Annotated in this window: 2 protein-coding genes; both read left to right on the top strand. The window is 70.9% G+C overall.

Annotated elements, in window-relative coordinates; all coding sequences use genetic code 11:
- Positions 1-2644, top strand: a 2644-nt coding sequence (locus KY469_22105; GenBank protein MBW3665790.1) for a DUF2130 domain-containing protein, incomplete at its 5' end; no start/stop codon positions are given.
- A gap of 142 nt (positions 2645-2786) precedes the next feature.
- Positions 2787-6145 (top strand): glycoside hydrolase (locus KY469_22100; protein ID MBW3665789.1); only part of this gene is annotated, 3359 nt, incomplete at its 3' end.

Below are 6145 nucleotides of genomic sequence, written 5' to 3'. Positions count from 1 at the left end.
CGGCAAGAAGGGCGACGTGCTGGTGTCGGTGGACGCGTGCTCCGGCCCGGCGCGGGGACGCATCGTGTTCGAGGCCAAGGACGTGCGCAACCTGACGCGCCCCAGGGCGCTGGACTACCTGGAGCGCTCGCTGGCCAACCGGGGTGCGGAGTACGCCGTGCTCGTCATGCCCTCCGAGGACCAGATGCCCCCGCGCTGCAATCCGCTGCGCGAGATCAACGGCGACAAGCTGTTCGTCACCTACGACCCCGCGGACGGCTCGACGCTGGCACTCGAGGTCGCCTACTCGCTGGCCCGCGCGCGCGTGCTGATGGCCCGCGACGCCGGCGACGGCTCGAGCGGGTACTGCGGGCAGGTGTCGGGCTGCATGCTCGAGTTCTCCCGCACGAACCACGAGATCGCCTACCTCGCCCTGTCGGTGTCCGACGGGGCGCCAGGCGTCCTGTACGCCACCGGCAGCGGGGGGCGCAGCGGGTGGGAGCCACGGTCCGTCCCCGGCGACACGACGGATCCCGAACCCGCGCAGGGGATCGAACAGCTCGCGGTGGACCCGGTCGACCCCGGCCGCGTGTGGATCGACAACGGTGGACTCGCCGTGTCCGCAGACGCGGGAACGTCGTGGACCCGGGTCGAGGACGGCACCGACGGGTTCCGCGTCGGGCTGGACGTCGCCCTCGAGGGGGGCGGCTCGCGCGCGCTCGTCCTCGCCAGCTCCCAGCGGTCGGTCCCGGCACCGGTGAGCCATGCGGCGGTCGGCTCCCTCCAGGGCTTGTCGCCGGTCGGCGGCGCGATGGGGCTCGCAGGGGCGCGCATCGACTCGGTGGACCACGCCCAGGTCGCGAGCCAGACCGTCGCCGCCGGGCCGGACGGGGTGTACGCCCTGGAAGGCGACGCGTTCGTCCGCGTCGACGAGGAGCTCGTGGCGTCCTACGGGCCAGCCCGGGACGTGCAGGGCATCGTCCACCCGCAGGTCGAGGCCTACGCGATGCTCGGGACCGGCGCGGTGCTCGTCTACCACCCGACGGAGCCCCCACCGCCGCCGGAACCGGAGCTGCCGCCGCTCGAGATCCCACCTCCGCCCGAAGCCGAGCCGGCGAGCCTCACGCCGTTCGGGGCGCGGGTCCCGGTGGATCCCGGCGAGACGGTCACCGTCGATTACGAGCTCGACCTGCCCGCGCAGCCGATCCCTGTGGACGTGTTCTTCCTCCTCGACACGTCGGACACGATGGGACCGTTGATCCAGGGCCTGGCCACGGGCCTCGACGGGTTGATCCGCGATCTGGTGGGCGCCCACCTCGACATCCGCTTCGGCCTCGCGGAGTTCCAGGGAGCGTTCGACTCCGGCGGGGTCCGCTACCGGCTCCGCCGGCAGCTCACCCGTCCGGACACCGCCTTCCAGCACTCGCTCGAGAGCATCAAGGAGCTCGGAGGCCACGAGCCACACCTGACCGCCCTGGACCAGATGGTGACCGGCTCAGGCATCCCCAACCCCAGCAGGGGTCGCGCCGTCCCCGCGGGCATGGGCGCGACGTGGCGACCGGAGTCGCTGAGGATCGCGGTCCTCGCGAGCAACGAGCCGTACGGAGAGCCCCCGGGCACCACCGAGTACTGCTACCCGACCCCGAACTACGAGGACCCGGAAGCCCCTCCCGAACCCGTTGTGATGCAACGCCTGCGTGACGCCGGAGTCCTGCTCATAGGCGTCGAGTACCTCTACGACCAGCGCGAAGACCCCAACCGGGACGGCATCTCCGCGGACCTGTGCATGACGCAGCATCCGGGGGGTACGAGTCCGTTGCGGGTCCAGATGGACCGGTGGAGCGGAGCCACCGGCGCTGCGGCGCCCCGAGGCGGCATCGACTGCGACGTCGACGGGAACGTCGACCTGCACGAGGGCGACCCGCTCGTGTGCTCGCTGCCCATGAGCCGTGCCAGCGGGGTCGTCGAACTCAAGGACGCGCTGGTGCGGATGATCCTCGCGGTGGAGCAGCCCCGGCTCGTCCAGGTGACGGCCGCCTCGGACAGCGGAGCGGTGGTATCGGTGGAGGCCGCGGGAGACTTCTCGGCGATCGATGTCCGCTCCGACAACCTGCTCGGGTTCACCGCCGCGTTCTCGTGCACCCCGGACCAGGCCGGTACCAGCCTCCCGGTGACGCTGACGGGCACGCTCGACGGCGCCCAGATCGCCCAGGCACCCGCCACCGTCCTGTGCGGGCCCCAGCCGGACGAGGAGGCCCCTCCCCCTGAGGTACCCCAGCCGGGGGCCCCGGCGGCCCCCGCTCCTGCTCCACCCCCGGCCTTGGCCGGGCCACCGCCTGCGCCCGCCCCGGTCGCGGCCGGCGCCCCCGCGGCTGCCCAGGCCCAAGCGGCCGCGACCGGTGGTGCCGCTGCCGCGGCTCCCGTCGTCGCGCCCGGGCTCGCACCGGGAGGTGCCGTCGTCGACGGCGGTCCCACCGAGACCCAGGTGCGGCTCGCCCACAACCAGGCCAGGAACCAACGCCGCGAACGTCTGATGCTCGCGACGGCGCACAGCCAGGAGGAGGAGCACCTGCCGGTGATCGTGTGGGGTGCCGCGGCGTTGCTGTTCGGCGCCGCGACCACCGTGGCCCGCGGTCGCGACCGACGGGTGGCGCGCATCCGATGACGTCGAGCGGACAGCTACGTACACGGGGTAGGGTTCCCCGCCCAGCCGAGATCGGCAGCCGCAGAGAGCACGGGGGGTTGCCGGTGACGTGTACCGATACGGGGTGGCCTCGTGATGGCTCCCCAGGCAAGGGGTAGTCACCATGAGATCCGTACTCACCCGTTCCGGTGTCCCGCTCGCGCTCGTTGCCACCGCGGCGTTCGTGGCGTCGCTGCTGCCGACCGCGCCCGCGGGCGAACCAGCAGCGCCAGCGGCGGCGGCCGCCAGCGCCGAGGAGTGTCCGCGAGGGTTCACGCCCTACGAGGAGTTCCAGGCGCAGGAACGACAGATGCGGCTGGCACAGCAGGACGCCGCGTCGGATCTCCGCGCGAAGGCGTACGCCTACCTGGAGGCCTACAACGCCGAGACCGGCCAGGAACTGGGCCCGAGCGGGCTGTGCATCAACGACAAGCACCCGGAGGAGTTGGGCGAGCTCGCCCTCCGTGCCGCGGACCGAGCGATGCCACGCATGGCGCCCGCAGGCCAGTGGGAGCCGGGCGCCTTCGCCGCCGCCCTCGAGCAGCGTCAGGAGATGGAGGCGCTCGCGGTACCAGCCTCCGCGGCGGGGAACGCGACCCCGTACGGCAAGGGACCGCTCATCGTCGACGACCCCCGGTACGGCGTGAGCGACCTCGGCCTCGCGGACAACATGGGGCGTGTCGACGACTTCGCCTACGACAACCGGACCGGGCGGCTGTTCGCGGCCGTCGGTACCGGCGGTGTGTGGGTGACCACCGACCGCGGAGACAACTGGACCTCGCTCAACGAGAACCTGCCCAACACCACCACCAGCGCGATCGCCTGGACCCCGCACGGCGGCGGGGACGGGACGATCGTGGCCGTCACCGGTGACCACACCTTCGGCAGCTACGCGTTCGTCGGGACCGGCGCCTACTACACGCGGGACCTCGGCGCGACGTGGAACCGGTCGAACGGCATCCCGGACGGGGCGCTCGCGTTCGCGGCCGAGACCCACCCGCTGCGTCCCAACGAGATCTACGTGGGGACCTCGGTCGGGCTGTTCCGGTCCACCGACGGCGGCGCCAACTTCAGTGTGGTCGCACTGCCCGTCGGCCCCACGACCGACGACGGTCAGCCCTGTGACGGCGTGACCGACATCATGGCGCGCCCCGACTGCACGTTCGCGAACCACGTCACCGACGTCGTGATCCAGGCGCCCGGCGGCGCCTCAGCGCTGGTAAACGGCGAGGAACCGGTGGTCGTCGCCGCCGTCGGATGGCGGGGTGGCGAGCACGTCGCGGAGGGCACCGACGTCACCCAGGCACCGAACAACGGGATCTACCGCTCGACGGACGGGGGTAACAGCTTCACCTACGTCACGCCGCCTCCGGCCGACACGGCCGCCGGCTTCACCGAGAAGGAGCGGATCGGCCGCATCGAGCTGGGTCCGACGATCGGTGAGGAGCAGAACCACAACTACCTGTACGCCGCGGTCCAGGACGCGGTCGCGCTGAACAACGGCGTGGGTGCGATCGACGTCCCCGAGGGTGAGGTCGCTCCCGTCCCGGGGACCGCGCTCGAAGGGCTGTACGTCTCGAGCGACTTCGGCTCGTCGTGGGTCCGGTTGGTCGACGGGCAGCACCTCGCCTCCGACCCGGACAGCGGGTCGTCGCTGCGCATCGTCGTCCCAGCCCTCACCGCCTTCGGCTTCCAGCCCGGCGTGCAGGCTTGGTACAACCTGTGCATCCACCCCGACCCCACGCGCCAACTGGGCGGGATCCCGACCAGGGTGATCCTCTGCCTCGAGGAGGTCTGGCAGAACGAGGATGCCGACGCGGGTGTTCCCAACCCCCAGGAGGGTGCGGGTGACACCGAGTGGAAGGTCATCGGCCGCTACTTCAGCGGTGATACCTGCCTGTTCCTGACGGTCGGTGCGCCGTGCATCGCCGATCGGACCACCCCGAACACCTACACGACCCACCCGGATCAGCACGCGGTGACCTTCCTCCCGTTCGGCGAGGGTGGGGTGTCCCTGATCGTCGGGAACGACGGTGGCGTGTACCGGCAGGACGTCGAGGCCGGTCAGGCCTTCGATAACGCGAACTGGGGGGCTGGCCGCAACGACGGCTTCAACACGCTGCTGCCGTACCACGCCCAGACCTCGAAGGACAACACCGTCTGGTTCGGCCTCCAGGACAACGGCTCCGCCAAGATCGATCCCGACCCGAAGCCGGTCCCCGAGGACGCGGACGAGGTGGAGCGCTTCTCCGACCGGTTCAACGGTGAGCGCTTCCTCAAGTACGAGACGTTCGGTGGAGACGGCTTCTTCGTGGCTACCGACCCCGACAACTCCGACATCGCCTACAGCGAGACCCCGTTCGCGGCCATGCGCGTCACGTCCGACGGCGGTCTCACCTGGTCCGGTCTGGCACCGGGCGTCGATGCCTCGAAGTTCTCGAACCCGTTCGTGATGGACCCGTCCAGGTCGACCCACCTGATGACGGCTGGTCGTCAGGTCGCCGAGACCGTGTTCGGTCCCGGGACCACGAGCCCGCCCTCCGGCGACGACCCGACCACGCTGCCGCAGCCGTCGGATTGGCGCTACGTGTTCGATCTCGGGACGGTGAACCACCCCGGTGACCCGGACGCCGAGGCGAGCGACACGGACCCCGCGAACTCCATGAGCGCGGTGGACCTCGAGCGGGACAACGCGTACGTCGGCTTCTGCGGGACCTGCGACATCCTCAACACCGACATCCCGTTCAAGAACGGGATCGCCACGAACGTGGCCGCTGAGGATGTCCCCGGCCGGATGACCTCGCAGGGCTGGCACTTCGCCCGCGCCGAGGGTCTGCCGAACCGGTACATCACGTCGATCGAGATCGACCCCGAGGACGCGAAGACGGTCTACGTCACGCTCGGCGGCTACACCCGTGAATGGACCCCGCCCGGGTCGCTCGGCGACACCAACGACGACATCGGCACCGGCCACCTGTTCGTCTCCCACGATGCAGGCGAGACCTTCACCGACATCACGTCGAACCTGCCGGACGTCACGGCGACGTGGGTGACCCTCCGGGGTGACGACCAACTGCTCGTGGGCACGGACGTGGGCGCGTTCATCTCGGACGCCGACGGCGTCCAGCCTGGCGAGGACGCGTTCGTGCCGATGCCCGGTCTGCCGGCGGTCCCCATCAGCTCGATCGAGGTCACGCCCCAGGACCGCGACCTCGTGACCGTCGCGGCCTACGGACGGGGGATCTGGCAGTACCGCTTCGACGAGTCGATCGACGCTCCCTTCTCCTCGCGCATCGAGACCGGCCGCGACCTTTACGTCGGCGGACGGATCGGCATGAAGGTTGCCCCCACCACGCTGGTCTATGCCAAGGCTGGTTACACCAACACCAGCATCGAGGGCGCGTTCCAGGGTCAGGACACGGGCGATCAGTTCGAGTTCGACAGCAATGTCGACGGCTACCGCCTGGGTGCCGGCGTCGAGCA

The sequence above is a fragment of the Actinomycetota bacterium genome, assembly GCA_019347575.1.
Taxonomy (GTDB): domain Bacteria; phylum Actinomycetota; class Nitriliruptoria; order Nitriliruptorales; family Nitriliruptoraceae; genus JAHWKY01.
Note: the sequence above shows the minus strand (reverse complement) of the source record. Positions and strands in the feature narration are given on the sequence as shown.